General features: G+C 35.8%; 25 protein-coding genes. 13 read left to right on the top strand and 12 right to left on the bottom strand.

The annotated features are described in order from the left end of the window. The 5 genes from MV052_RS10030 to MV052_RS10010 form a co-directional block, all read right to left on the bottom strand. A complete protein-coding gene (locus MV052_RS10030) occupies positions 1 to 1,668 on the bottom strand; it encodes a cation acetate symporter (RefSeq protein WP_297443947.1) in 1,668 nt (555 codons plus the stop codon). Further along, positions 1,661 to 1,984, bottom strand: a complete 324-nt coding sequence (locus MV052_RS10025) for a DUF485 domain-containing protein (RefSeq protein WP_297443945.1) — start codon at positions 1,982 to 1,984, stop codon at positions 1,661 to 1,663. The genes MV052_RS10030 and MV052_RS10025 overlap by 8 nt, the downstream gene beginning before the upstream one ends. A 14-nt stretch (positions 1,985 to 1,998) precedes the next feature. Continuing rightward, a complete protein-coding gene (locus MV052_RS10020; RefSeq protein WP_297443943.1) occupies positions 1,999 to 3,432 on the bottom strand; it encodes an OprD family outer membrane porin in 1,434 nt (477 codons plus the stop codon). A 139-nt stretch (positions 3,433 to 3,571) separates the two neighbouring features. Next, entirely contained in the window at positions 3,572 to 4,225 is a 654-nt protein-coding gene (locus MV052_RS10015; RefSeq protein ID WP_297443941.1) for a response regulator transcription factor, read from the bottom strand. Continuing rightward, a complete protein-coding gene (locus MV052_RS10010) occupies positions 4,225 to 5,418 on the bottom strand; it encodes a HAMP domain-containing sensor histidine kinase (RefSeq protein WP_297443939.1) in 1,194 nt (397 codons plus the stop codon). Before MV052_RS10010 ends, MV052_RS10015 begins: the two co-directional genes overlap by 1 nt. Positions 5,419 to 5,541: 123 nt before the next feature. On the opposite strand from MV052_RS10010, the gene MV052_RS10005 reads away from it, so the two are divergent. From MV052_RS10005 to MV052_RS09945, 13 genes are all read left to right on the top strand, one after another. Then, on the top strand, positions 5,542 to 6,039 hold the full coding sequence (locus tag MV052_RS10005) for a peptidylprolyl isomerase (RefSeq protein WP_297443937.1): 498 nt from the start codon (positions 5,542 to 5,544) through the stop codon (positions 6,037 to 6,039). An 8-nt stretch (positions 6,040 to 6,047) separates the two neighbouring features. Further along, positions 6,048 to 7,133, top strand: a complete 1,086-nt coding sequence (locus tag MV052_RS10000) for an epoxyqueuosine reductase QueH (protein WP_297443992.1) — start codon at positions 6,048 to 6,050, stop codon at positions 7,131 to 7,133. 49 nt (positions 7,134 to 7,182) lie between these two features. After that, positions 7,183 to 7,632 carry a 3-hydroxyacyl-ACP dehydratase FabZ gene (fabZ, locus tag MV052_RS09995; RefSeq protein ID WP_297443935.1) on the top strand — a complete coding sequence of 150 codons (450 nt, stop codon included), beginning with the start codon at positions 7,183 to 7,185 and terminating at the stop codon, positions 7,630 to 7,632. Between the two features lie 9 nt (positions 7,633 to 7,641). Continuing rightward, complete coding sequence (gene lpxA / locus MV052_RS09990; RefSeq protein ID WP_297443933.1) at positions 7,642 to 8,427, top strand: acyl-ACP--UDP-N-acetylglucosamine O-acyltransferase; 786 nt, start codon at positions 7,642 to 7,644, stop codon at positions 8,425 to 8,427. Beyond that, the gene (clpX, locus tag MV052_RS09985; RefSeq protein WP_297443932.1) at positions 8,424 to 9,668 is read left to right on the top strand and encodes an ATP-dependent Clp protease ATP-binding subunit ClpX; all 1,245 of its coding nucleotides are present in this window, start codon (positions 8,424 to 8,426) and stop codon (positions 9,666 to 9,668) included. Before lpxA ends, clpX begins: the two co-directional genes overlap by 4 nt. A 9-nt stretch (positions 9,669 to 9,677) precedes the next feature. Further along, entirely contained in the window at positions 9,678 to 10,715 is a 1,038-nt protein-coding gene (locus MV052_RS09980) for a rod shape-determining protein (protein ID WP_297443930.1), read from the top strand. Next, positions 10,708 to 11,469, top strand: coding sequence for a rod shape-determining protein MreC (mreC, locus tag MV052_RS09975; RefSeq protein ID WP_297443928.1), 762 nt, complete (start codon positions 10,708 to 10,710; stop codon positions 11,467 to 11,469). Before MV052_RS09980 ends, mreC begins: the two co-directional genes overlap by 8 nt. Beyond that, positions 11,466 to 12,212, top strand: coding sequence for a MipA/OmpV family protein (locus MV052_RS09970; RefSeq protein ID WP_297443926.1), 747 nt, complete (start codon positions 11,466 to 11,468; stop codon positions 12,210 to 12,212). The genes mreC and MV052_RS09970 overlap by 4 nt, the downstream gene beginning before the upstream one ends. An 83-nt stretch (positions 12,213 to 12,295) precedes the next feature. Beyond that, entirely contained in the window at positions 12,296 to 15,553 is a 3,258-nt protein-coding gene (gene carB, locus MV052_RS09965; RefSeq protein ID WP_297443924.1) for a carbamoyl-phosphate synthase large subunit, read from the top strand. Then, positions 15,514 to 15,987 (top strand): hypothetical protein, encoded by a 474-nt coding sequence (locus MV052_RS09960; RefSeq protein WP_297443922.1) that lies wholly within the window; start codon positions 15,514 to 15,516, stop codon positions 15,985 to 15,987. Before carB ends, MV052_RS09960 begins: the two co-directional genes overlap by 40 nt. After that, on the top strand, positions 15,984 to 16,430 hold the full coding sequence (locus MV052_RS09955) for a hypothetical protein (protein ID WP_297443920.1): 447 nt from the start codon (positions 15,984 to 15,986) through the stop codon (positions 16,428 to 16,430). Before MV052_RS09960 ends, MV052_RS09955 begins: the two co-directional genes overlap by 4 nt. Further along, complete coding sequence (locus MV052_RS09950; protein ID WP_297443918.1) at positions 16,431 to 17,021, top strand: hypothetical protein; 591 nt, start codon at positions 16,431 to 16,433, stop codon at positions 17,019 to 17,021. It begins immediately after the preceding gene. 2 nt (positions 17,022 to 17,023) lie between these two features. Continuing rightward, entirely contained in the window at positions 17,024 to 18,205 is a 1,182-nt protein-coding gene (locus tag MV052_RS09945) for a glutathionylspermidine synthase family protein (protein WP_297443916.1), read from the top strand. A gap of 35 nt (positions 18,206 to 18,240) precedes the next feature. On the opposite strand, the gene MV052_RS09940 is transcribed toward MV052_RS09945, so the two are convergent. The 7 genes from MV052_RS09940 to MV052_RS09910 all read right to left on the bottom strand — a co-directional run bounded on the left by MV052_RS09940 (position 18,241) and on the right by MV052_RS09910 (position 25,588). Continuing rightward, a complete protein-coding gene (locus tag MV052_RS09940) occupies positions 18,241 to 19,410 on the bottom strand; it encodes a nucleotide sugar dehydrogenase (RefSeq protein ID WP_297443914.1) in 1,170 nt (389 codons plus the stop codon). Positions 19,411 to 19,483: 73 nt separating this feature from the next. Further along, a complete protein-coding gene (locus tag MV052_RS09935; RefSeq protein ID WP_297443912.1) occupies positions 19,484 to 20,695 on the bottom strand; it encodes a glucose-6-phosphate isomerase in 1,212 nt (403 codons plus the stop codon). Continuing rightward, positions 20,692 to 21,504, bottom strand: coding sequence for a glycosyltransferase family A protein (locus MV052_RS09930; protein ID WP_297443991.1), 813 nt, complete (start codon positions 21,502 to 21,504; stop codon positions 20,692 to 20,694). The genes MV052_RS09935 and MV052_RS09930 overlap by 4 nt, the downstream gene beginning before the upstream one ends. 4 nt (positions 21,505 to 21,508) lie before the next feature. Next, on the bottom strand, positions 21,509 to 22,546 hold the full coding sequence (gene mqnE, locus MV052_RS09925; RefSeq protein WP_297443910.1) for an aminofutalosine synthase MqnE: 1,038 nt from the start codon (positions 22,544 to 22,546) through the stop codon (positions 21,509 to 21,511). Between the two features lie 8 nt (positions 22,547 to 22,554). Beyond that, complete coding sequence (gene lsrK / locus MV052_RS09920) at positions 22,555 to 24,120, bottom strand: autoinducer-2 kinase (RefSeq protein ID WP_297443908.1); 1,566 nt, start codon at positions 24,118 to 24,120, stop codon at positions 22,555 to 22,557. Positions 24,121 to 24,122: 2 nt separating this feature from the next. Further along, the gene (locus MV052_RS09915; RefSeq protein ID WP_297443906.1) at positions 24,123 to 25,298 is read right to left on the bottom strand and encodes a class II aldolase/adducin family protein; all 1,176 of its coding nucleotides are present in this window, start codon (positions 25,296 to 25,298) and stop codon (positions 24,123 to 24,125) included. A 2-nt stretch (positions 25,299 to 25,300) separates the two neighbouring features. Further along, on the bottom strand, positions 25,301 to 25,588 hold the full coding sequence (locus MV052_RS09910; protein WP_297443904.1) for a putative quinol monooxygenase: 288 nt from the start codon (positions 25,586 to 25,588) through the stop codon (positions 25,301 to 25,303). Positions 25,589 to 25,704 lie beyond the last annotated feature (116 nt).

Below are 25,704 nucleotides of genomic sequence, written 5' to 3'. Positions count from 1 at the left end.
TTAATGCTCGGATGCACCCTCAGCGCCAATACCAGTTTGACTTCTGATGTATTGTGCTTCAAAGGCTTCCATCTCTTCTTTGGCAGCATTTGATTTGTCAGTTACTGAGAAGAACCAGATTCCGACAAAGGCAACTGTTACAGAAAAGAGTGCCGGGTATTTATACGGGAAAATCGCTTCAGCATTGCCAAAGATCTGTACCCAGACAATCGGACCAAGAATAACAAGCATTACAGCAGTTGCCAATCCTAAAGTTCCACCGATAACAGCACCGCGAGTTGTAAGTTTTTTCCAGTACATTGAAAGTAACAGTACAGGAAAGTTTGCAGACGCCGCAATAGCAAAAGCAAGACCGACAACAAAAGCGATATTTTGTTTCTCAAAGGCAATACCCATGATAATAGCTACTATTCCTAAAACTACAGTTGCAATTTTTGAAACTTTCATCTCTTTAAGTCCGTCAACTTCTCCTTTTTTATATACAGAAGCATAAAGATCATGAGAAATTGCAGAAGCACCGGCAAGTGTCAAACCTGAAACAACAGCTAAAATCGTTGCAAATGCTACAGCTGATATAAAGCCCAGAAAAAAGTCACCGCCAACAGCATGTGACAAGTGAATAGCTGCCATATTGTTTCCGCCAAGAATTGGAAAACCACCGCTTATTGCCTGTTTTGCCAGATCCAGATACTGAGGGTTTTTAAACACCATAACGATAGCACCAAAACCGATGATAAATGTCAATATGTAAAAATATCCGATAAAACCTGTTGCATAAAAGACTGATTTACGTGCTTCTTTGGCATTTCCAACTGTAAAAAATCTCATAAGTATATGTGGCAGACCGGCTGTACCAAACATCAAGGCGATTGCCAAAGATATTGCAGAAACAGGGTCTGAGACAAGTCCCCCCGGAGACATGATTTCTACCCCTTTTAATTCTGTTGCATGTGCAAAGAGTGCACCAAAACTAAAGTCATAGTGTGCCATAACAGCAATAGCCATAAAAGTAGCACCTGAAAGTAGTAAAAATGCCTTAATAATCTGTACCCATGTTGTTGCAAGCATACCGCCAAATGTTACATACAAAATCATTAAAACGCCGACCAAGATAACCGCGACTTCATACTGCAAACCAAACAGAAGCTGTATCAGCTTTCCTGAACCGACCATTTGTGCAATAAGATATAAAATAACAGTTGCAATAGAACCAAAAGCTGCCAATATACGAATAGGTTTTTGACGCAGTCTGTACGAAGCAACATCAGCAAAGGTATATTTTCCCAGATTTCGCAATGGTTCTGCAATTATAAAAAGAATAATCGGCCAACCAACTAAAAATCCTATAGAGTAGATAAGACCATCATATCCTTTAAGATAAACAAGTCCTGAAATTCCCAAAAATGACGCTGCAGACATATAATCACCTGCAATAGCCATACCGTTTTGCAGTCCTGTGATGCCACCACCCGCAGTATAAAAATCTTTTGCAGATTTTGTTCTTTTGGCTGCCCAGTATGTTATTCCCAAAGTAGCGCCGACAAAAATAACAAACATCACAATTGCTGGCACATTCAGTGGCTGTTTTTGAATCTCACCGCTGATAGTTCCAGAAGCAAAAGCTACGATACTGCCAAAAATTAAAAATAAAAATATTCTGTTAAACATCTAAACGTTCCTTTAATTTGTTTTTTACCTTTTCTGCGAGATCATCAAACTCGCTGTTGGCTCTTTTTGTATATATACCTGTCAATATGAAAGCAAATACAATTATCACCATACCGATAGGGATACCTATAGTTGTAACTGTCTCGCTAGAAAGTGTTACAGCCAATGCTGAAGGATCAAAAGCTATCGTAAGTATAAATGCAAAATAAACTACAAGCATAGCTACCGTTAATTTCAGAGCAAAACCCTGTCTTGTTTTTACAAGTTTTTGATAATCAGGATCTGCTTTCACCTGTTGTATTTGTTCTTTAGTCATAATCGTTCCTTTTCTTAAAAGTTATAGTTTGCAATAAGTCTGTACTCATTCCAACCAGTGTCATTTCCTGGAGTTGCTTCCGCAAATTTTCTAGGAAAATTTCCACGAAAACGAAGCTGCAGTTTTTCAATTGTTTTTGGATAGTATTTAATATCAAATCCAGCCTCTGTTGCTGTTCTTTGTATACCGTATCCAGAGTTTGCATCTGTATCAAAAGAGGCATAATAAGCAGCTGTTGAAAGACTTACTCCGTGTTTTTTAAAATTATATACAGCAGCAACCTTTGTTGCCTTTGTTCCAGCTAAAAACATATGACGAGTCACCATACCCTGCGTATATGCCGGCATACCACCAAACTGTGTGAGTATGGCATTTTTATAAGAATCATCTCCAGCTGCATTTGAAGATGTTTGTGAATACGCTAGATATGCAGCAAAACCTTCATATTTTACCCCAACTTTACCCGCCCAGTAAAAAGAGTCTATCTCACCAGTTCCCCCAAGTGGAGAGTACTGCATATATTTTCCGCCAACACTGTTTTGTTTAATCATCTGCAGTTTTACAAATGGTTTTACATCACTGTTTAGCAAACAATTCCAAGAGATACCAGCATCAGCATAGAGTGTATTATAAAGGTCCCAGGCATAATCATTTGAGAGATCTATATGGAAATTCTTCGCTGTATATTTCAGTTGAATATTTGTAACACCGGCAGTTTTTCTTCCTGTTGTTGCACTCCCCAAATTCAAGTATTCTCCCGTTTGTACTCCAGTTGTATCATTAATCCCTCTTGAAGTATACCCTGAAGTAGCAGCAAGTATTCCGCCTGTTGAATAGATATTTGCAAATGTTCCATATGCGATTTTATCTACATGTGCTATTTGTATAGTAGTATTTTCTATATCCTTACTTACAAATTTATATGCTCTAAAAGTATTAGGAAGTGTTCTTGCATCATCTGATCCCATCATCAAAGAATCATATCTCTGATAACCAAGCTTTGCATCACTCTTTAGTCCAACTTCACTGAAGTTATATCCAAGATAGCCCTCCCCAAGGATTGAATATGATTTATATCCAGTTCCAAGGAGTGCTGGTGATTGTGTAGCATGTTGTTGCAGTCCTAAGTTTTGAACTGTATAAAATGCAGTAGCTAATCGAATACCATTAAGTGTAGCTGTCTCATACTTAAGATGCCCACCCAAAACAGTAGCATCTCTATGCGTATCTGCTCCTGAACCACCTTGATACTCTCTATCTACATAGAACATTCTTATCTGTCCACTTGTTTTTCCTTTGCCAAACATCTCTTTAATATCATCAGAAAGAACATGCACCTCTGGTGTTTCCGTAACACCATGTTTTAACTTTATATTTACACCATCGTAATCAGCATATACATTTGTCAGCAATGCTGTAACAAACATACTTAATACAATTTTTTTCATAAATACCTCCACTTTTTGATAGGCTAATCATAAATCCAAAACATAGCATGAACGTAGCAATTCATATTTTTAGCATAAAATTGCAATCTTATTTTTACTGTGTATCAAAAAGTAACAACAAAGACTCTAAGTACCTTACTTACTTTTCTATCATATATCCCATTCCACGGACATTACTGATGATATCTTCTTTTAAACTTTTTTTCAGTCTGTTGACCTCTGCTCTTATAGTTGCATTATCTATAATTTGCTCATCCCATATATAGATACGGAGCTGTTCAAAGTCTACTATTCGCCCTCTGTTTCTTGCTAAGATATCTATAATTTGTGCTTGTCTTTTTGTAAGAATCTGTGGGGTATTGTTAAACAAGAGTGTATTACTCTCCTGATCATAGGTATAATTTTTTGAAAGCCTTAAAAAAACTAAAGGGACATCTCTATCTATCAATATCCTGTCTATTTTTAAAGCGAGTTCCTTTAGATGAAAAGGCTTTTTTAAGTAATCATAACAGCCTAAATCATAGGCACGGGATATATCTTCTATATCTACAAGAGCACTAATATAAATTGTAGGTATATGTATTTTACGCTCATGCAATTTTTCCAAAAGCGTCAATCCATCTATATTTGGGACATTTATATCCAGAATCAGTAAATCATAGACATCATTTTGTAAACTTTGGAATGCTTCAAAACCGTCTATAAAACTTACTATTATATGGCCCTGCTCTTGAAGATACTCTTGTATAGACTCATTTAACATTATTTCATCTTCGAGTAAAAGAAGCTTCATTATAGACCCATCATTTTAAATTTATACGTGAAAGTAGTCAACTTATCGCTTGAATCGATTTCTATACTCACATTATCCTCTTGACAAATATTTTTCACCAGCTGTAAGCCCAAGCCAAACCCTTTTACATTCTCATTTTCCCTATAATATGCATCAAAAATTTTCTCTGGATTTTTAATAATATTAGACCTGCTTGATACACTAAAAGTCACATCTGCTCCTCTTTGCTTTAGATACACAAAGACTGTTTCTTCTGCCAAGGTATATTTGATTGCATTTGTTATTGTATTGTCTACAATACGTTGTAGTTTTGTTTCATTAAAATAGATGTAAACCTTATCTAAATCGCTATTATATGAAAAATTCACTTTAGAAAGATTGGCGACATCTCTAAAAAATTCTATCCGTGTATTAAGATAAGAAACCAGTTCAATAGACATTTTCGGATAAGGCACCTGATCTTTTTTTACCAAATAACTTAAATCATCATATATATTAAATATATTTTTTGCAGCTGCCTCAATTTTAGCAAGCTGTCTATCTTTTTTATTTTTCATTTCATACAATTCAATACTTGTTAAGATAACACTAAGAGGAGTGCTTGTTTCATGCACAGTGTAACGCAAAAACTCTTTTTGTGCTAAAAGTATCTCCTCAGAAAACTTTTTTTCTTCTAAAAGTTTTGCATTAACTTGTTCTAAATACAATGTTTTCTTTTGTACTTTTTTTTCAAGAATAGTATTTATCTCTCTAAGCGATGCTTTTTGCTTTTTTATTGTTTCTACCATATCATTGGCATAGACAACCATCTCTTTAAATTCCTTAAAATAAATTGTATCTGAATGCAATAACTCATCAGTATGCGCTGCATTCTTAAAAAAATGCAAAAATGCATGAATATCATTTTGTATTGATGCATAAAATATTTTATATAATCCAAGCATTATTGCAAAAAGTATAAAAGAAAGAGTCGCAATTGCCAAAGTATTTTTTATCAGAAGTCCTTTCAACTGTTTCTGTGTATCGCCTTTTTGAGAAACAACATGTTCTTGTTTGTAGAGTGCTCTTTCGTAATCCTGATAATTTTCTTTTATCAATAAATAAGCGAAGACAAGAACAAAAATTAACATAAAAATAGTTGTAATCGTATTTGCCTGATTGATAGTCAAAGATTTAAATTTTAGTTTTTGCATTTTTCAGTCCCTTTTTCTTATCCAAATTATACCTATTTTAATCACAAACTTAATTTTAAAAGTACAAGACATATTTATAAAAATTTCACTATAATTTCAAAAATAAAATACAAGAGGTATAAAATGTTTACAAAACAATTAAAAGAATACGACTTAACAAATGTAGCAAAAGATCAATACGCGAAATTCTCTACAAGTAAAGGTGATATCTGGATTAAACTTTATCCTGAAGAAGCGCCAAATACAGTTGCAAACTTTGCACACTTAGCAAACAGTGGTTTTTACGACAACTTAAACTTTCACCGTGTAATTCCTGGTTTTATGGCTCAAGGTGGTTGTCCACAAGGTACTGGAACTGGCGGACCAGACTGGGCAATAGCATGTGAAACTGACAAAAATGTACATAAACATGTAAAAGGTACACTTTCAATGGCACACGCTGGACCAAACACTGGTGGTAGTCAATTTTTTATCTGTTTTGTTCCATGTCCTCATCTTGATGGTGTTCACACAGTTTTTGGTGGAATTGAAGAAGATGATGCAGAGAGCTTCGCAGTTTTAGACTCTATTGAAGGTCAAGATGCGATTAACTCTATCTCTGTAGTAGAAAAAAGAGACTAGGAAAAAATATTTTAGTACATATCTGTTGTAGTGTTGACTCACACTTTTTTTTAGAAAAACTCCAAAAGGATTATCCAGAAGAAAAACTTACTGGTTTTTTTTATGATCCAAATATTCATCCATATTCTGAATATCAACTGCGTTTACTTGATGTCAAACGCAGCTGTAAAATGCTCGGGATAGACTTGATTGAAGGTGAATATGACTATGAAAGCTGGCTAGAAGCTGTTCGTGGACTAGAACGTGAGCCTGAAAAAGGCGCTCGCTGTGAAGTCTGTTTTGACAAACGTTTTACAACAAGCGCAAAAAAAGCACTCGAACTTGGTGAGAAAAAAATCACAACTACTCTGCTTGTAAGTCCTTTAAAGTCTCAAGAACAACTCAAACGTGTCGGAGATGAGTTTTATGCTTCTCATGGTGTTGAGTTTATTGCAGTTGATTACAGAAGTGGTGGTGGAACACAAGATCAAAGCCGTGTCACAAAAGAAGAACAGCTGTATCGTCAAGATTATTGTGGTTGTATTTTTGGACTCACAATGCAAAGAGAACAACAAGACAAACTTATGGATGAGATGTTTTCGCCTATTTCTGGACAAACTCTGCCTGCTTCCATTGAAGAGCGTATAGAAATGTACACGAAACGTAATAACCTAGAAGATGAAGGTAAAGAGTATAAAATTACAAAACAAAAATTTTTAAACTATAGACAGTTTAATTTTAAACTTATCTCTGGTAAAAAAGATCTCATAGAAGCTTATGCTTTAAGTTACTCTACTCTACCTAGAAAAAGAGCACAAGGGCGTATAGAATTTTCTTATAATGATATTCACCATTTTAATCGTGAAGAAGTTAAATTTATCACACTTCAAAGCTACAATGAGTGGACAAATTCAAGCTATTTGAACATTAATGAACTCATCTACAAACCTTTAGACTTCGACCAAGAGCAATTACTGCGTTTGAAAATCACTCAAAGCAACTATGACCTAACACCAATCATTGTTGTAGATGAAATCCCTCAAACTAAGCTCACTATTTATCTTGATGCAAAGACTTACGAGGACACTAAAGAAAAACTTATTATCTTTTCTTAACAATAAATTGGATAAAATAGCATAAAATTATTACTATAAGGCTATTTTAATGCTAATGGATGTTACAGAAATTCAAAAAATATTACCACACCGCTATCCTTTCTTACTTGTTGATAGAGTTACAGACTTGGTGAAGGGTCAATCTATTACTGCTTACAAAAATGTATCTATTTCAGAACCAGTTTTTCAAGGGCACTTTCCGGGTCATCCTATCTACCCTGGTGTTATGATCTTAGAAGGTATGGCACAAGCTGGTGGTGTACTCTCATTTTTAAGTATGGGAGACCTTACAGAAGAAGAAGTGCAAAATAAAGTTGTTTACTTTATGAGTATCGACAAAGCAAAATTTAGAACACCAGTAAAACCTGGAGATAAACTAGAATACAGAATTACTGTAATCAAACAAAAAGGTACAATCTGGATGCTTAGAGGTGAAGCTTACGTTGATGATAAACTCGTCAGTGAAGCAGAACTCAAAGCTATGATTGTAGATAAATAAGAGTTTATTTTGTCAAAAATATCTGAATTAGCCGTCATTGAAGATGGTGCAGTAATAGGAAAAGATGTTGAAATCGCTCCATTTTGTTTCATCTCAAGTGAAGCGACTATTGGTGATGGAACAACGATAGCCCAAAATAGCTGCGTTTACGGAAAAACAACCATTGGTAAAAATAATAGAATATTTTCTCATGCCGTTATAGGTTCTATTCCTCAAGATTTAAAATTTAATGGAGAAGATGTTGAACTCATCATTGGTGATGACAACACTATTCGTGAGTTTACACTTTTCAATCCAGGAACAAAAGGTGGTGGTGGTAAAACTATCATCGGTAATCATAACCTTTTTATGGGCTATGTACATTTAGGTCATGATGTCATCATAGGCAACCACTGTATCCTAGCAAACGCAGCGACATTAGCAGGTCATGTTGAGCTTGGTGATTATGTTGTTGTTGGTGGCATGACACCGATACATCAGTTTGTTCACATTGGTGACTATGCCATGATTGGCGGAGCAAGTGCCTTAGCGCAAGATGTGCCTCCATTTTGTATGGCTGAGGGCAATAGAGCGACATTACGTGGGCTTAATCTTACAGGACTTAGAAGAAACATCCAAAGAGAAGATATTAATGCACTTAAGTCTGCATATAGAGAACTATTTGAGTCTGGAAAACCACTCAAAGATGTAGCAAGCCAACTGCTTGAGAGTACAAAAAGTCGTCATGTTATCGACTTATGTAACTTTATAATAAAAACTAAACGCGGTATTCCGTTTGAAAGGAAGGGTGTATGATACATAGACACTGTAGTTTTTGTGATGCGCAAGAGAGCGAATCCAATCCACTCATAGCAGGCAATGGAGTTTATATTTGTAAAAACTGTGTTGTTTCTGCATATAAAATCATGTTTGGTGATGAAAAAGATTTGGCAAAAGAGTCAAATGCTGAGTTAGTCGATGCTGTTCATCAGCTTATGACACCAAAAGAGCTTGATGCCTTTTTAGGTGAGTATATCATCGGTCAAGAAAGAGCAAGAAAGCTTTTAAGCGTTGCTGTTTATAATCATTATAAACGTATCTTTAAGATGCATAATATTACAGATGATGATACTGAGATTGCAAAATCTAATGTTTTACTTATAGGACCAACAGGTTCAGGGAAAACACTTATGGCTCAAACAATAGCAAGAGTATTGAATGTTCCTCTTGCCATCGCTGATGCAACAAGCTTAACAGAAGCAGGATATGTTGGTGAAGATGTTGAAAACATTTTAACCAAACTCATCCAAGCTGCAGATGGTGATGTTGAACGTGCACAAAAAGGTATCATCTTTTTAGATGAAGTAGATAAAGTCTCTCGTATGAGTGAAAACCGTTCTATTACTCGTGATGTAAGTGGGGAAGGTGTACAGCAAGCTCTGCTTAAAATCATTGAAGGTTCATCCGTAAATATCCCGCCAAAAGGTGGAAGAAAACATCCAAACCAAGAGTTTACAGCGATTGATACTACAAATATTTTATTTATCTGTGGTGGCGCATTTGATGGACTTGAAGATCTTTTAAAACGTAAACAAGGTGAAAATGTTTTAGGTTTTGGTCACGAGAAAAAAACTAAAGATGAGAAAAAACCTACTTTTGATATGGTTGAACCTGATGATCTTGTTCATTATGGTCTCATCCCTGAGCTTGTTGGACGTCTTCCAATTATTGCATCATTAGATGAAATAAGTGAAGATGATATGGTACGTATTTTAACTGAACCTAAAAACTCTCTAGTTAAGCAGTACAAAAAACTTTTTGCTATTGATGAAGTTGAGCTTAACTTTGAAGAAGATTCTCTTCGTGCAATTGCGCAAAAAGCTATCAAAAGAAAAACTGGTGCTCGTGGATTACGTGCAATTTTAGAAGAAAGCATGATAGATATCATGTATGAACTTCCAGAGTACAGTGGATATGAAGTACTTATAACCAAAGAAGTTATTGAGGACGGAGAAAAACCTGTCTACATTAAAAAAACTTCAAAAAAAACTGCATAAGGCAAGTATATGATATTTAACAAAATTGTAGGATTATTTTCAAATGATTTATCTATTGACCTCGGGACTGCAAATACAATTGTAATTGCAAAAGGTAAAGGTATCATTATAAATGAGCCTTCTGTTGTTGCTGTCAAAACTGAAAAATATGGACAACAACGTGTTTTAGCTGTTGGACATGAAGCAAAAGATATGGTCGGGAAAACTCCAGGAAATATCAAGGCAATTCGTCCAATGCGTGATGGTGTCATTGCTGATTTTGATATGACTGAAAAAATGATACGTAAATTCATTGAAAAAGCACATGGACGTACTTCTTTAATCTCTCCACGTATCATTATCTGTGTTCCCTATGGTCTTACTCAGGTGGAGCGTAAAGCTGTTCGTGAATCAGCTCTAAGCGCTGGTGCTCGTGAGGTTTTTCTTATAGAAGAGCCTATGGCTGCAGCTATTGGAGCGGGTGTTGACATCCGTGAACCACAAGGACATCTTGTAGTTGACATCGGTGGAGGGACAACTGAGATAGGTGTTGTCTCCCTTGGTGGACTTGTTCTTTCAAAGTCTATCCGTACTGCAGGCGATAAAATAGATCAAAATATCGTCAACTATGTTAGAAAAAAATACAATCTACTTATAGGTGAAAGAGTTGCCGAAGAGATTAAAATCAATATCGGTACAGCTGTTAGTCTTGATCAAGATTTGACTATGGTTATTAATGGACGCGATCAGGTTGAAGGACTTCTTAGCTCAGTAGAACTCACAAGTGAAGATGCAAGAGAAGCCATGAAAGAGCCACTCAAAGAGGTTGCAGAAGCTCTTCGTGATGTTTTAGAACAAATGCCACCAGATTTGGCAGGAGATATCGTCAATCATGGTATTATCTTAACGGGTGGTGGCGCTCTTATTCGTCAACTTGACAAGTACCTCTCTGACATTGTTAAAATTCCTGTTTTTGTAGCAGATGAACCACTTTTAGCAGTTGCAAGAGGAACGGGACGTGCCTTAGAAGAGATAGACTTACTTCAAGAACTATTTGAGAATGAATAAACAAGTATTTAGCTATTTTTCTCTTATAGTAGCACTCTTTGTGGGTGCTATTTATTATTCAAACACATTGCAACCCCCTATCATTTCTACGCTAAACGCAGTAAAAACTACTTATCACAACACTACTAACTACATCAGCACTACAATTGAAAAACATTTTTTTCAAGCTTCCCAGATTCAAGAACTTAAAGAGCAACTGCAAACTTACGAAAATTCACATCTACAATCACAGCAACTTGCAACTGAGCTTGCTGATCTCTATAAAGAAAACAATTCTACCCTGACATTTAATCCACAAGTTGAGCTTGTACGTACCATTGCTTACGAGCAATTTGGCAACTTAAATAGGCTTTGGATAGAGATACCAGACTATAATGCTTCAAAAATTTATGGACTTACCTATAAGGAATTTGTAGCCGGAATCGTAATACCAAAAAATGGCAGAGCTCTCGCTTTGATGAACAACGATATACAGAGTTCTTACTCAGTAAATATCGGAGAGAACAAAGCACCTGGAATTGCGCATGGAAATAATGATGAAAATATTATTGTTAGTTATATTTCAGGCTGGATTAGTATCAAAAAAGGTGATGAAGTAACAACTTCTGGACTTGATAATATCTTTTTTAAAGGATTAAAAGTAGGAAAAGTCCTTTCTGTAAAAACGCTACAAGGCTACCAAAATGCTGTAGTAGAGCCCTATTATAAATCAAATGAACCAAACTATTTTCATCTAATTAGGAGAGTAAAATGAAGTATATTCTCATTTTCATGCTTATCATACTAAGTCTCAACGCCCAAGAGTCAAAACAAAAAGTAACACTAGGTTTAGGACCTTATATCCAAACGCAGCCTTATGAAGGTGCGAAGCCTATTTTTGTTCCTTCTCCTGTTATATTTTTTGATAACTCTCTTTTTTATATTCGCTGGAGCCGTTTTGGAATGTACTTTTTAGGTGCGAAAGAGGATACATATGCTTGGGGTTTCTCTCTTACTGCTCAGCCTAGAACATATGGCTATAAAGCTAGTGATTCTAAAACTTTAGAAGGCATGGATGAGCGAAAAACTACTTTTGAAGGCGGTATTGCTTTTAGTGCAAGCTTTCATGATGCCTATATTGAAACGATGTTACTCACGGATATGCTTGGAAGATACAACTCCTTAATAGTTAAAACAGAAATCGGTGATGAGTATCATTTAGGAGATTTTAGTTTTTATCCAAGCCTTATAGCCATCTACCAATCTCAAAAATTTTTGGATTATTATTATGGTGTAAAAACCTCTGAGGCAACGGCTCAACGACCAGCCTATACTCCAAGTGATGGTTTACTTTTAGGTTTGCAAACATACATTAACTATCCATTGACCAAGAACCTATCAACACTCGCAAATATACGGGCAGATTATATCCCGCAAACTGCTTATAATAGTCCTATAGTCAAGGATAAATATATCTATTCGGGACTGCTCTCGCTTATCTATACTTTCAAGTACTAAGGCTCTCTCAAACTCATCAAATATTAAGTACCTCTTGTGTATAATAAACAAATTTTTTATATACATTTTTCAAGAGGTAACAAATGCCAAAACGCACCGACATAAAAACTATTTTACTTATAGGTTCTGGTCCGATTATAATCGGTCAAGCTTGTGAGTTTGACTACTCTGGGACTCAAGCTGTTAAAACACTAAAAGAGTTAGGTTACCGCGTTGTGCTTATCAACTCTAATCCTGCAACGATTATGACTGACCCTGAATTTGCAGACAGAACTTACATAGAGCCTATCAAAGAAGAGATCATCGCAAAAATCATTAAAGATGAAAATGTAGATGCTGTTTTACCTACCATGGGTGGACAAACAGCCCTTAATGTTGCTATGAGTATGCATGAAAAAGGTATGCTTGAAGGGATAGAGTTTTTAGGTGCAGATCCAAAAGCTATCAATAAAGGTGAAGATAGACATCTCTTTAATGAAGCAATGATAAAAATTGGTATGGATTTACCAAAAAGTAGAAATGCTTACAGTGTTGAAGAGGCCATAGAAGTTGTCAAAGAGATTGGTTTTCCTGTAATTTCTCGCGCTTCTTTTACACTTGCTGGCGGTGGTTCTGGTGTAGCATACAATATGGAAGAGTTCAAAAAACTCGCACAAGAAGGAATCTCTGCATCTCCAGTCAATGAAATCGAAATCATGGAATCTATGCTCGGCTGGAAAGAGTATGAGATGGAAGTTATTCGTGACAAAGCTGACAACTGTATCATCGTCTGCTCTATTGAAAACTTTGACCCTATGGGTGTACATACTGGTGATAGTATTACAGTAGCACCTGCCCTTACACTTACAGATAAAGAGTACCAAAGAATGCGTGACGCTTCTTTTGCAATTTTACGTGAGGTTGGTGTTGATACTGGAGGCTCAAATGTTCAGTTTTCTATTGATCCTAAAACTGGTCGTATGATTGTTATCGAGATGAATCCTCGTGTTTCACGCTCTTCCGCTCTAGCATCGAAAGCCACGGGCTACCCTATAGCAAAAGTTGCAACACTTTTAGCTGTTGGTTTTACACTTGATGAGATTACAAATGATATTACAGGGACACCTGCTGCGTTTGAGCCGGTCATTGATTATGTTGTTACAAAGATACCTCGTTTTACATTTGAAAAATTCCCTGAAGCACAAAGTACACTTAGCACTTCTATGAAATCTGTTGGTGAAGTTATGGCTATAGGGCGTACTTTTAAAGAGTCAGTCCAAAAAGCACTCTGCTCACTTGAGACTGGTCTATGTGGCTTTGACGAGATAGATGCTGATGATGAGTTTATTCGCCATGAAATTCGTCGTCCAAATGCAGAAAGAATTCTCTATGTTGCTGAGGGTTTCCGTCGTGGTATGAGTGTTGAAGATATGTTTGACACTTGTGCGATTGACCCATGGTTCTTATATCAATTGCAAGAGATGATAGACAAAGAGTCTACTATTACAGATAAAATCCTTTTTGATGCAGACTTTATGAGAAATGTAAAAGTAGATGGTTTTTCAGATAAACGTATAGCTCAACTTATAACAAAAAACTCAGATCATCAAGTACATGAAAACGAAGTTTATGATGCAAGAAAAAAACTCTCAGTACATCTAGAGTATAATGAAGTCGATACCTGTGCAGCAGAATTTGAAGCACTTACACCATATCTCTACTCAACAACAAACATTACTAAAATACCAAATGTTTCTAAACGCAGTAGTGAGAAGAAAAAAGTACTTATCTTAGGTGGTGGTCCTAACCGTATTGGACAAGGGATTGAATTTGATTACTGTTGTGTCCATGCTGCCTTTGCCCTTAAAGAGATGGATATAGAGACGATTATGTATAACTGTAACCCTGAAACAGTCTCTACTGACTATGATACTTCTGATGTGCTTTACTTTGAGCCTATAGATTTTGAGCATGTAAGAGAGGTAATTGAAAATGAACAACCAGATGGAATTATCGTACATTTCGGTGGACAAACACCACTAAAACTTGCAGATTCGCTCACCAAAATTGGTGCTAAAATTTCTGGAACACCATCAGCAATTATTGATTTAGCTGAAGATAGAGAGCAGTTTTCTGATTTTGTAAAAAAACATGGTCTAAGACAACCTGAAAATGGTTTAGCGCGCAAAAAAGAAGAAGCTGGTCCAATCGCTGAAAAAATTGGTTTTCCTGTTCTTGTGCGTCCTTCATTTGTTTTAGGTGGACGTGGTATGAAGATTGTTTACAGCCATGACGAGTTAAATGAATACATGGCTCTAGCGATTAGTGTTTCAAATGAAGCTCCTGTACTTATTGATAAGTTCCTTGACCAAGCTATTGAGCTGGATGTTGATTGTATCTCTGATGGCAAAGAGGTTTATATTGGTTCTGTTATGCAACACATAGAAGAAGCTGGAATTCATTCTGGTGACTCTGCTTGTTCACTTCCTCCAATGAACTTAAGTAAACAAATGATAGAAAAAGTTGAACAACAAACGAAAACTATTGCACTTGGTCTTGGTGTAGTGGGTCTTGTGAATGTTCAATATGCAATCTATCAAGATGAAATTTACCTTATAGAAGTTAACCCACGAGCTTCTCGTACTGTACCTTTTGTAAGTAAAGCAACAGGTATGCCTCTTGCAAAAGTTGCTACACGCGTCATGATGGGAGAAAAACTCGTTGATTCTCTGGATTTTTATGATAAGTACAATATTGTAGAAGAGGTCAATGGTCTACGTCGTCCTCGTTTAAAAGGGCATGTTTCTGTAAAAGAAGCAGTATTTCCTTTCCATAAACTCTACGGTGCAGATTTAGTTCTTTCTCCTGAAATGAAATCAACTGGTGAAGTTATGGGAATCAGTAAAAACTTTGGTGTAAGTTTTGCAAAAGCACAACTGAGTGCTGGAAATAAGATTCCAACAACTGGGACTTGTTTTCTCTCTTTTGTCGATACAGATAAACAACATGCTGCCGAGATTGCTAGCGGTCTCATCAGACATGGGTTTAAACTCGTAGCGACAAAAGGAACACAAAAAATTATTGAAGAAGCTGGCATTGCTTGTGAACTTGTATTGAAAATTTCTGAGGGTCGTCCAAATATTGAAGATAGTATGAAAAATGATGAAATTTCAATGGCGATTAATACCTCAGATAATAACACCAGCAAAAAAGATGCCGTTGTGATCCGTCAAGAAGTTCTCAAACGCAGTATCCCCTACTTCACAACGCTCAGTGCAGCAAGAGCACTTATCTTAGCGCTTGATGAAATGAAAGATGAGCAATGGTCAAACGCAACAGCACTTCAAGACTTTCTAGTATAACCTCTCAGGTTATACTCGTTCAAACTGATACAACAGTTGGTTTTTTATCTCAAAATGAAGCAAAACTTCAAGATATAAAATCACGACCATCTAACAAATCATTTATCAAAGTTTTAAAAAGTTTTAAAGCACTACAAAAAGACAATAAACGAATCCCTCAAAAATATAAAAACCGTGTAAGACGCTCTACTAAAACAACTTTTATAGTCAAAAATCTTTCCTTTAGAGTAGCAAAAGAGACTTTATCATCTGCAATACTTAGAAATGCAACTTGGAACTACTCCACTTCAGCGAATAAATCAGGAGAACATTTTTGTCGTGACTTTTGTGAGAAAAAAGCTGATATAATCATAGAAGATAAAAATGGTCTCTATGAGGGAAAGCCTTCAAGACTGTATAAAATAAATAGCACGAAGATAAGGAGATTACGATGAGTAAACTGTTTCAAGCATTCCTTAGTGGATTATTTTTCACTTTTATTTTAGACTTTTTTATCATCCTTGGCATAAAAGAAAACTACATAGATGTGCATAACATAGATGTCTACTACAACATTTTATTTGTTGATCATCAAAATATATTTCTTTTTTTATTTTTTACTTTTATATTGGGTTATTTAGTAATATATGCAAATACAAAAATAGCCCTTGTAAGTATAGGTATACTCTTTATTCTCGCTTTTAGCACACTCATTCCTCCTATAGGAAATACTTTTGGTGAGCTACTTTTAATGAAAAAAAATGTAAATATTAAAACAGATAAATTTTTCTATCATGGAGACATCTATTATGATGGACGAAAAAAAGTAACATTTTATGATTATAAACTAAAACAAGTTATAATTCTGGACAAAAATAAAATAGTAGGTGAATATTAAATGATAAAAACAAAATTACAATTATCATCAATTGCAAGTGGTGTTGCACTTGGAGCTGCCGGAGTAGCAATGATGAGTACATTAAGTGGTTGCGAGCAAAAACAAGAACAACAAGCTCAAAACAAATTTCTTGTCATCGAACAACAGCCTAATGGCAAATATATTGTTGTTGAAGAGATGCCTACTGATGGTCCTTCTCGCGCGATTATTCGTGAAAGAGATGCCGATGGACGAGTCACTGAGCGTTTTATGAATGAAGATGAAATGAAAAAGCTTGCAGAACAAGAATATCAAAAAGTAGAAAATGGTACAAGTGAAACCATACAAGATAATGCAGGAAGTGCAGGAATGGGACTAGCTGGCACTATACTTGCCGTTGCTGCGGGGAGTCTTCTTGGAAATATGATAGGTAATGCACTTATGAACAACAAAAACTTTTCAAGAAATTCAACAAACACAAACAGAAGTGCCTATAGTCGCTCAGCCGCAGGTAAAGCAGCTAAGAGTGGTTCAAGTAGAAAAAGCTTCTTTGGTGGAGGCAGTAAAAGCTCTTCTTCTAGTAGAAGTAGCGGAGGGTTCTTCGGAGGTTAATCATGATACTAACAACAAAAGTAAACGCAGTAGATGATGACACCTTAGATGAGATAGGTTTTTCATGGCATACAGATAGTGATGGCAGTAAATATATAAGCGATGAACTAGTTACCATAACGCCTCAAGAAGCAGAAGCTTATTATGAAGCGGCTAATACTCTGTATGATATGTATGTTGAAGCCGCTGAGTATGTAATTAAAAACAATCTTTTTTTTGATTTAGGCATCCCGTTTAACCTTATTGAGACTATCAAAAAAAGTTGGGAAAATGATGTACATTGGCATATCTACAGTCGCTTTGATTTAGCTGGTGGCATAGATGCTCAAGAGATCAAACTCATTGAGTTTAATGCTGATACACCGACAGCACTTTTTGAGACTGCTCTACTCCAATGGGCAATACTCAAGTCCAATGATATGGACGAAGAGAGTCAATTTAACAATGTATATGAAGCCATATCTAACAACTTTAAAAGACTTATAACACTCTTTGATGATACAGATACTTTTGATGCAAATTATGATGGATGGAAGATACTTTTTTCCTCCGTAGAGGGCAATGATGAAGAAGAGAGTACAGTAAGACTTTTACAACAAATGGCAACCGATGCGGGATTTGTCACGAGTTTTGAGTTTTTGCATAATGTTCATTTTGATGAAAATGGTATCTATGATAGTGAGGGCAACCAATACGAATACTGGTTTAAACTTTATCCATGGGAAGATATCGCCATAGAAGAACCAGAGTTGGCAACGACGCTCACAAATATCATTGAGAATCAAAAAGCCATTATACTTAATCCAGCCTATACCCTACTCTTTCAATCTAAAGGGATGATGGCAATTTTGAGTAAATTATTTCCTGATTCTCCTTACTTATTACAAACATCATTTGAGCCACTTCAAGGTGTTAAACAGGTAGAAAAACCTGTTTTTGGTAGAGAAGGTGCAAATACAAAAATAATTGAAGCTGATGGCACTACAAGTCTAGCGACTGCGGGTCCATATGACAATTATAAAAAAGTTTATCAGGAGTTTGTAGAATTTCCAAAAGATGCAAAAGGTGCGAAGTACCAAGCAGGAGTATTTTTTGCTTATGAAGCTTGTGGACTAAGTTTTAGAAAAGGTGGAGATATTTTAGATAATATGAGTAAATTTGTAGGACATGTGATAGTTTCATAGCGAAGATTTTTCTTAGCTATGAAAAATATTTATCTCTAACTATCTGACTCGAAAATATCTCTCGTATATACTTTATCTACTACATCCCTAATCTCATCTGAGAGTCTATTTGCCACTATGACATCACTCATCTTTTTAAACTCATCAAGATCCTTTATAACTTTAGAGTTAAAAAACTCATCTTCATTATATGTTGGTTCGTAGATAACTACTTCTACACCTTTGGCTTTTATACGTTTCATAATGCCTTGAATAGCAGAACTTCTAAAGTTATCTGAGCCTGATTTCATTGTGAGTCTATAAATCCCTACTATTTTTGGATGGCGATTGAGTATAGAATCTGCTATGAAGTCTTTACGTGTACTGTTTGCTTCTACTATGGCACTTATCATATTACATGGTACATCTGCATAGTTAGCACGAAGTTGTTTCGTATCTTTTGGAAGACAATAACCTCCATAACCAAAGCTTGGGTTATTGTAGTGTGTTCCTATTCTTGGATCTAATCCTACACCTTCAATGATTTGTCTTGCATTAAGATTATGTGCTTGTGCATAAGAATCTAGCTCGTTAAAATATGCTACACGCATTGCAAGGTAAGTGTTTGAAAAGAGTTTGACAGCTTCTGCTTCTGTTGAGTCAGTAAAGAGGATGTCTATATTTTCTTTTTTAGCACCACCAGCTAAAAGATTGGCAAATGTTTGCGCACGCTCAGATCTTTCACCTACAATTATTCTACTTGGGTAGAGGTTATCGTGAAGGGCTTTTCCTTCTCTTAGAAATTCTGGAGAGAAGATAATGTTGTTTGTGTTAAATTTTTTACTGATCTCTTTGGTGTAGCCTACAGGTACCGTTGACTTTATAACCATTGTTGCATCTGGATTTATCTCTAGTACATCTGCTATGACATACTCAATGCTTTTAGTGTTAAAGTAGTTTGTCTCAGTGTCATAGTCAGTAGGTGTTGCTATGATGATAAAGTCTGCATTTTTATATGCTTCTTCTTTATCAAGCGTTGCTTTAAAGTTTAGATCATCTCTTTGGAGATACTCTTGTATCTCTTTATCTTCTATAGGAGATATTTTTTTATTAAGCATTTCTACTTTTTCTGGGATGATATCTAGGGCGACTACTTCATTCTTTTGAGAAAGAAGAATTCCGTTTGAGAGACCTACGTATCCTGTTCCTGCTATTGCTATTTTCATATTATATTATTACCTAAAATTTTAAATTATTATTGATACTATTATACAGATTTTTCTTTAAAATTACGATATTTTATTTGCCTTGAAGCTTCTTCTTCAAAATGATTTTTCCACTCTCTACACCGGGCTGATTATAAGCATCTATATACATAAATTTTGCACATAGTGAAGTTAAAAGTTCATATTCATACATCAAACTTGAAATGGCAGTTTCACACACTCCATCTATGGTCATAACATCACAAGGAATATCTTTAAGATTATTGATTGACTCGATTGTTGCATCAGCTTGGTTTTTAATCAGTGAAGAAAATTCCATGTTATTGAGATAGTCTAACTCTTCTAAACCTTCAAGGGTGATATCTGGTATTTGTAAATCATTTTCAAAATTTTCTACTTTAATTACCGTAACTGTTTTATCTCGTCTTCCCTCTATGATAAGCTGTAAAAATGAATGCTGATCTATGGGTCCAATGATACCAACAGGTGTCAGTCCAGCTCTTGAGCCATTGACATCAATCTTTCCAAGACTCTCTCCCCAAAGCTGAATATACCACTTGTTAAAGCCTTCTAGTCGTGAAGAGTATGAGAAAATAACATTTATATTAAATTTATTTTTATACTCTACTAAAAAACGTGCCTTATTGAGCAATCTCTCTTTAATAGCAGTTTTATTTGCACTAAAAAAGCCATCATAAATGCGTTTTGTGCCACGCATAAGTTCATCAATATCTATGCCAACAATCGCCAAAGGTAAAAGTCCTACTGCAGAAAATACAGAAAATCTTCCACCTACATTTTTAGGAATTTCAAACGCAGTCATGCCATGCATTTTAGCGTATGTATTGAGTTTAGAATCATTTTCTGTGATAACCACAGTATTATTTTTATCACATTTTATAAGAGAGTTAATGTACTTAAATATGGAAACTGTCTCAACGGTAGTACCCGACTTTGAGATTACTATAAAAAGTGTATCTTTTAAATCTATCATTTGGATTTTAGACTGAATATCTATAGGATCTGTTGTCTCAAGAAAAAACAACTTCTTTTGTAAATTTTTGCTATGTTTTAAAAATTTATAAATAGCATAAGTACCTAAACTACTCCCACCTATACCGATAACAACGATGTTATTTTGTTGTACCGTTTTTGCGTACTCTTTAAACGCAGTAGTATCTTGAAATGGTAAATTATAGTAACCTATATCATCTTTTTCATCCAAAATTGCTTGAAAAACTGTCTCATCTGAAATTGTCGGGTTAAAGTTGTGTGCATATGTCATTGAAAGCTCTCTATTTTTTTTTCATAATTTTTAATCTCTAGTATTTTATCATATTTCTGTGCACCTTTGAGTAAGAGTGTATACTTTTTCTGTGCTTCTTTTTTAATAAGTGCAACTTGCTGAGCATTATCACAAGTAGATAAAAGTTTTTCTAGTGCCAAAACGCGAAATCTATCCATCCCCCAGTATTTAAAACTGAGTTGGTCATTATGTCCTGCATATTTTGTGATGAGTTTTTTATCCACAAGACCTATAGTGTAATTCATCGCAATACGAAGCCATAAATCATAATCTTCACAAACTTCTAAACTCTCATCAAAAAACCCTACTTCATCCAAAAGATTTTTCTGGATAAGGGTAGAAGAAGGGGCAATATTACAATAAGAGAGAGATTTTTCAAATATCTCTCCACCATACTTTTTAAATTTCTTAGGAATTTTCACTTCCTTATCATCACGAATCCACTTCTCATCTGTAAAACTCATCAAAATAGTAGGGTTTTGTAGGTGAAAGTTTACTTGTTCTTTGAGTTTATCTCTCTGCCAAGTATCATCAGAATCTAAAAACGCTATCCACTCATGCACTGCGTTTACAATGCCAAGATTTCGTGCACGAGAGACTCCAGCGTTATTTTGATAGATGTATTTTACTTGTGGAAATTCTTCTTTGATGGAAGCCGTATTATCTGTAGAACCATCATCAACGACAATGATTTCAGATGCTGCATAGCTTTGATCGAGTACAGAGTAGAGTGCACGTCTTAAAAATTCATATCTATTGTAAGTGGGAATTACAACAGTGATATGCATCAATTTACCAGACTTTTATCTCATTATAGAGGCTATCTCTCTCAACTGGAGTAAATCCGCTGTTTTTTATCAATGCTGTAAAATCTTCAAGTACAACACCATTGGCACTTTTTGCACCTGCAGCTGAGTTTATCGACTCTTTTTCTATCGTACCATCGAGATCGTTTGCTCCAAACTCTTGTGCGACAAGTGCAAGATTAACCGTTGAAGTAACCCAATAAGCTTTAAGATTTGGTACGTTATCAAGCACTAATCTTGCTACTGCCATTGTTTTTAGTACCTCGTTTGCTGTCACAGGTTTATCTATTTTGAGATAATTATTTTCTGTTTGATACACAAGAGGAATAAAGCAGTTAAAACCACCTGTAATATCTTGAAGTTCACGAATTCTCATCATATGATCTATGCGATTTTCACGAGATTCTATGTGTCCAAAAAGCATCGTGACATTTGATTTTTTGCCTCGCTCATGCCATTTACGATGAATCTCAAACCACTGATCTGATGTCACTTTTCCTTTACAGATAAAGTCACGTACTTTCTCATCAAATATCTCAGCACCACCACCGGGCATAGAGTCCACTCCATTTTCCACCATCAAGTCAAGTACTTCATCATACGTCAGTCCATGATGGCGAGATAAAAAATCAACCTCAGCAGCTGTTAAGGCTTTGACATGAAGATGAGGATACGCAGCTTTTATCTTTTGAAATATAGTGATATACCAGTCTAGGGTTACATCAGGATTGTGTGCAGAGACGATATGCACTTCTTTAGCACCGTGACTCTCTACTTCTTTGACTATCTCCATAATATCTTCATGACTCATAGTATAAGGGTTGGGGTTTTTTCTGTTTGCAGCATAAGCACAAAACTTACACACATCTGCACAAATATTGGTCGGATTTATATGACGGTTGATATTAAAGTATGTTTTATCACCATGTAACTCTCTACGCTTTGCATCTGCAAGGTCACCAAGTTCAAAAAAATCCATATCGTAAAGTTTTAACGCATCTTCAAAATTTATTCTATTTTTCATATTTTACCTTATAATCCGGGGGCTTTCCACATTGAATTCGTGATATTATCATCAACAAGCTTTAATTGCACTTCATAAGCCTTTTGCCATTTGACTTTTAGTCTGTCATAAACTTTCTTATTCTCAAGATTTGGCGTGTAAACTTTATCCCAGACTACAAGCTCATTTGCTGCGTTTGCAAGGCTTGTATATATCCCACAGCCTACTCCAGCAGCCATTGCCGCACCCAAAGCTGTCGCTTCAGTTACTTTTGGAATTTTCACTTTATAGCCAGTCACATCTGCAAGTATCTGTGACCATAATGCGCCTTTACTTGCCCCACCTGCAAAAACTATCTCTTGTATCTCAATGCCACTAAATTTTTGAATCTTTTGAAGGTTTAAACTTGAAACTATCGCTGCATTTTCTTCTAGGCTTCGAAACATTGCCGCACGATTACACTCTGCTGCGTTTAGATTGAGATTTAAAAAGCTTGGTGCGGCGTGGTACCATTTGCCATATTTCATAGTGTCTGAAAATATTGGCAAAATATCATAGGAACCTACGGGAACTTCTTTGGCTTTTTCTTCTAAAATTTCATATACATCACAACTGCGTTTAGTAGCTTCATGCTTTTCAAGTTCACAAAAAGCATCGCGAAACCAACGCATCACCAAACCACTAAAAAAAGTAATTCCCTCTGCTTGACTTAAACCTGCAATAACATGTGGATTTATTCGTATGCCCATATCTTTTGGTGGCTGCGTTTGAGAAGGAATATTGACGACTTGTTGCCAAAAAGAACCACCTAAAATGGCTACTTGATTTACCCCAACCACACCTAGTCCAGCAGAACCCAGCTGCACATCACCGCCACCCATAACAACTTGAGTTTTTGTACTAAGTCCAGTTACTTGAGCCGCACTAGATGTCACAAAGCCCATCGGAGTCCCTACTTCTAAAACTTGAGGGAAGATATCTGTTTTTAATCCAACTTGCTTTGCCATTTCGCTCATAAAGCTGCGTTTAGAAAGGGAAAATACACCCGTTGTGCCGCCATTACTTGGATCACTTGCGATGACACCTGAGAGTTTTGCTAAAATCCAATCACCTATCATTGAGAGTTGTGCGACTTTTTTATATATCTTAGGACGATTGTTTTTAAGCCATAACAAACGCGGTAGAGCACCAAGTGCAAAAGTTTGACCCGATATTTGGTAAAATTCTTCTTCCAAACCACTACAATGTTCTTTGAGATATTTTACTTCTTGGGCAGCTCTTGCATCTACATTGGCTACAGCCCAGAGTTCATGACCCTCTATATCATAAAGCACAATCCCCTCACGCATACTTGTTGCACTCACAGCTAAAATATCTACTGCGTTTAGGCTTACTGCGTTTAAGGCTTCTTGTATACATTGACACACTAAAATCCAGTTGTTTTCAAAGTCAAAACGCATAGAATCACGCACACCCTCTTCTTCTAGGTGTGTCCACTCTTTTTGTGCTGCTGTGATTTGATTGCCCAGTGTATCAAAAATAACAACGCGGATACTGCCTGTTCCCGCGTCTATTGCCATAAGGTATTTATTCATTATTATTTTTTCAATTTAGCCTGTTCTAGTTCCCAGTACTCCATCGCAAAACTATCTTTTAAGCTAATACTTTTGTAACCACCTAACTTATCAGCTCGTAAAACTGCTAGCATAGTATGTTCTACTATATCATTAACAATTGCTGCCTCACGTTTATCTTTTCCAAAAGAGATCAGTGCAAGATTTTTAATGATCATATAATTTGGTGCAGGATTGAGCATCACTTCATCAGTCGCAAATTCTTTAAAGTAAGCTTGATAAGCCTCAGCATACTTCATGATGCCACCCTCTAAATCTGTATCTTCCATAATAAGAGGAACTCTTTTTGTGCGGATGATATGCTCAGGTGTCAAAACTCCACGTGATGCAAATTCTCTAAGATTAGGCTGAGAGGCATAAAATCCAGCTAAAGGAGACTGATTGATGTTAATAGAGACATCATATCCCTTTATCTCTGAAAAAATACGCGTTATCTTTGCTATGTCACACTCACTGTGTACATAATTATGTTCTATATGTACAAGAGCATTTTCATCTAAAAACTTTTCTGCTCTTGCTACTGCGTTTATCATTTTCTCATAGGATATTTTTGCATCATCATCAAAGGTAAAGATCCCATGATTATGTAAGATAATACCCTCAATAGATTTCCAATCAAGATCTTTTGTCATCTCGTAAATTCTGTGTGCAAGCTCAAAGCCAGGCATAACATAATCAACTATCAAAAAATCAGGATACAGTTTTGCGATATTTTCTTTCCCCGTTACTGCGTTTGAGATAGTCACCACAGCATCAGCATGGGTATGATCTATAAATTTATATGGTATTAAAGCATGCAGTATGGCTTCAACAGAAGGATTTGGAGCCTTTTCATCTATCATCGCTTCACGCTGAAGTTTTACCATCTCAGAATCACTTAAACTTTCTCTTTTTGCCATCTCTAAAAGTGCATCAAGTCTTACAGGAGAAAAACCTTCTCTTTGAATTTCTGAGAGATCCCAACCGCTTCCTTTGACAAATAAAATATCTTCTCCCCCAACCTTACTTTTGAGAGATGTATTGCCACCACCATGTAAAACAAGCTCATTATCCTGTCCTAAAAGATTAGAAGTATATACTCGTAAATCCAAATCATCCTTGCAGGCTTGTGCTTTTTTATCATTAAATAAATTTTCCATTTTTATCCTAAAACTTCTAATTCATCTGAGTACTTATCTTCACAATATGGCTCATAAGATGCTTTATATACAGCATAATGTGCCGAAGCCTTATGACCCTCAAGAGCAGCTTCATTCTCCCAAGTCTCTACCGCCATAAATCTTCTTCTCTCATTTTCATATTGAAAGATCTCATAAAACAGGCACCCCTTTTCAGCCTTACTTGGTTGCACCATCGCAGATAAAAGTTCTTTCATTTTCGCTTCAGACCCCTCTTTTGCAATAAATGTTACACTTTTTGTTATCATCATATCTATCCCTTTACTCATTGTTTATAAGTTATACATAAGTGCCTGACAAGAATAAATGACATAATTTATGACATTTATTCTTGTCAAGCACTTAAAATATTATAGCTAATAAAGAT

Origin of the sequence: Sulfurimonas sp. (assembly GCF_026988655.1) — a bacterium.
GTDB lineage: Bacteria > Campylobacterota > Campylobacteria > Campylobacterales > Sulfurimonadaceae > Sulfurimonas.
The sequence above is the reverse complement of the archived record's forward strand: the minus strand, read 5'-3'. Positions and strand labels throughout refer to the sequence as shown.

Coding starts and splice junctions, on each gene's coding strand:
- MV052_RS09935 (WP_297443912.1), bottom strand. CDS start 20,695: ATGACATATGCACACAACTTTAACCCGACAATTTCAGATGAGACAGTT.
- MV052_RS10005 (WP_297443937.1), top strand. CDS start 5,542: ATGTTTACAAAACAATTAAAAGAATACGACTTAACAAATGTAGCAAAA.
- MV052_RS09910 (WP_297443904.1), bottom strand. CDS start 25,588: ATGATGATAACAAAAAGTGTAACATTTATTGCAAAAGAGGGGTCTGAA.
- mreC (WP_297443928.1), top strand. CDS start 10,708: ATGAATAAACAAGTATTTAGCTATTTTTCTCTTATAGTAGCACTCTTT.
- MV052_RS10010 (WP_297443939.1), bottom strand. CDS start 5,418: ATGCAAAAACTAAAATTTAAATCTTTGACTATCAATCAGGCAAATACG.
- MV052_RS09950 (WP_297443918.1), top strand. CDS start 16,431: ATGATAAAAACAAAATTACAATTATCATCAATTGCAAGTGGTGTTGCA.
- lsrK (WP_297443908.1), bottom strand. CDS start 24,120: ATGAATAAATACCTTATGGCAATAGACGCGGGAACAGGCAGTATCCGC.
- MV052_RS10030 (WP_297443947.1), bottom strand. CDS start 1,668: ATGTTTAACAGAATATTTTTATTTTTAATTTTTGGCAGTATCGTAGCT.
- MV052_RS09945 (WP_297443916.1), top strand. CDS start 17,024: ATGATACTAACAACAAAAGTAAACGCAGTAGATGATGACACCTTAGAT.
- MV052_RS09980 (WP_297443930.1), top strand. CDS start 9,678: ATGATATTTAACAAAATTGTAGGATTATTTTCAAATGATTTATCTATT.
- mqnE (WP_297443910.1), bottom strand. CDS start 22,546: ATGAAAAATAGAATAAATTTTGAAGATGCGTTAAAACTTTACGATATG.
- MV052_RS09955 (WP_297443920.1), top strand. CDS start 15,984: ATGAGTAAACTGTTTCAAGCATTCCTTAGTGGATTATTTTTCACTTTT.
- fabZ (WP_297443935.1), top strand. CDS start 7,183: ATGCTAATGGATGTTACAGAAATTCAAAAAATATTACCACACCGCTAT.
- MV052_RS10015 (WP_297443941.1), bottom strand. CDS start 4,225: ATGAAGCTTCTTTTACTCGAAGATGAAATAATGTTAAATGAGTCTATA.
- MV052_RS09970 (WP_297443926.1), top strand. CDS start 11,466: ATGAAGTATATTCTCATTTTCATGCTTATCATACTAAGTCTCAACGCC.
- MV052_RS09940 (WP_297443914.1), bottom strand. CDS start 19,410: ATGAAAATAGCAATAGCAGGAACAGGATACGTAGGTCTCTCAAACGGA.
- carB (WP_297443924.1), top strand. CDS start 12,296: ATGCCAAAACGCACCGACATAAAAACTATTTTACTTATAGGTTCTGGT.
- MV052_RS09960 (WP_297443922.1), top strand. CDS start 15,514: ATGGTCAAACGCAACAGCACTTCAAGACTTTCTAGTATAACCTCTCAG.
- MV052_RS10020 (WP_297443943.1), bottom strand. CDS start 3,432: ATGAAAAAAATTGTATTAAGTATGTTTGTTACAGCATTGCTGACAAAT.
- MV052_RS10025 (WP_297443945.1), bottom strand. CDS start 1,984: ATGACTAAAGAACAAATACAACAGGTGAAAGCAGATCCTGATTATCAA.
- MV052_RS09915 (WP_297443906.1), bottom strand. CDS start 25,298: ATGGAAAATTTATTTAATGATAAAAAAGCACAAGCCTGCAAGGATGAT.
- MV052_RS09930 (WP_297443991.1), bottom strand. CDS start 21,504: ATGCATATCACTGTTGTAATTCCCACTTACAATAGATATGAATTTTTA.
- clpX (WP_297443932.1), top strand. CDS start 8,424: ATGATACATAGACACTGTAGTTTTTGTGATGCGCAAGAGAGCGAATCC.